The organism is Microcoleus sp. B4-C2 (assembly GCF_036705265.1).
Classification (GTDB): Bacteria; Cyanobacteriota; Cyanobacteriia; order Cyanobacteriales; family Microcoleaceae; genus Microcoleus.
In genome coordinates, this window is sequence record NZ_JAUBUB010000211.1 from 1 (window position 1) to 1,314 (window position 1,314).

Sequence of the window (1,314 nt, forward strand, 5' to 3'; positions counted from 1 at the left end):
GAGAACGCCACAGAATGATTGATCCTATAATAGTCAAAATATAATTTCAGTGTGCAGCCTATCTTATGTCTCTAAAATCTATCATGAAACTGACCGAACACGCCAAATCTCTTTACATCGAAACAGCTAAAAAACTCAAGGGGACAGACAGACGACAATTCATGGCATCGGTAGTCAAAGATTTAGGAATAGGTGGACAAACGTTAGTAGAACGGGAGTTAGGATGGAATAGACGGACCATCCGTAAAGGGATGAAAGAATTGAAAAGTGGTGAGCCAATTGTCGATGGTTTCAAGCGCAGTGGACGAAAGCGGGTTGAAACAAAATTACCCAACTTATTGAAAGATATTACATCGTTAGTAGACCCACACAGTCAAACTGATCCTAGCTTTAAGAGTACACGATTATATACGCGCATGACTGCCAATGAAGTCCGTCGTCAATTAATTAAACAATTTGGTTATAGTGATGAAGAACTACCGAGCGCCGAAACAATTAGAAGAAGATTGAATGATTTGGGTTATACCTTAAAACGAGTTTTGAAAACTAAACCAGTCAAAAAAATCCCCGAGACATCAGCCATTTTTGAACAACTTGAACAAGTCAATACAGCAGCCGATAATAACCCTAATACTCTCCGAATTTCCATTGATGCCAAAGCTTCCGTCAAGATTGGAGAATTTGATAGAGGTGGTAAAAATCGGACGCCAACTATTGCAGTTGACCACGATTTTTCGACTCAATCAAGTGTGATTCCCTATGGTATTTTTCTGCCTGAGTACAATGAGTTATTTTTATTCTTCGTTACTTCTAAGTTGACGGCTGATTGTATAGTTGACTTACTTGAAAGTTGGTGGCAAACTGTTAAACACCGTTTTAATCACATTCAAAAATTGGTCATCAATCAGGATAATGGACCGGAAAATCATTCTCGTCGTACTCAGTTTATGAAACGAATTTTAGATTTTTCCCAACAATCTCAACTGACGTTACAATTAGCTTATTATCCGCCCTATCATAGTAAATATAACCCAATAGAACGTTGTTTTGGTTGGTTAGAAAAGCATTGGAATGGTAGTTTACTTGACACTGTTGAGACTGTTATAAATTTCGCCAAAACTCTCACATTTAAGGATAAAAATCCAGTGGTGACATTGGTAGAAACAATTTACTCCACAGGAGTTAAAGTTTCGGAGTTAGCTATGGCAGAAATTGAAACCCAGATTCATCGTCTCCCCAATCTTCACAAATGGTTTGTAGAAATTTTCGCTAAACCCACATAGCTATTGGATCATTCTTTTTGTGGAGGTCTCT

1 protein-coding gene is annotated in these 1,314 nt (G+C 37.9%); it reads left to right on the forward strand.

The annotated features are described in order from the left end of the window. Window positions 1-83: 83 nt before the first annotated feature. Window positions 84-1,283, forward strand: coding sequence for an ISAzo13 family transposase (locus QUB20_RS28450; protein WP_333251557.1), 1,200 nt, complete (start codon window positions 84-86; stop codon window positions 1,281-1,283). Window positions 1,284-1,314: the final 31 nt, after the last annotated feature.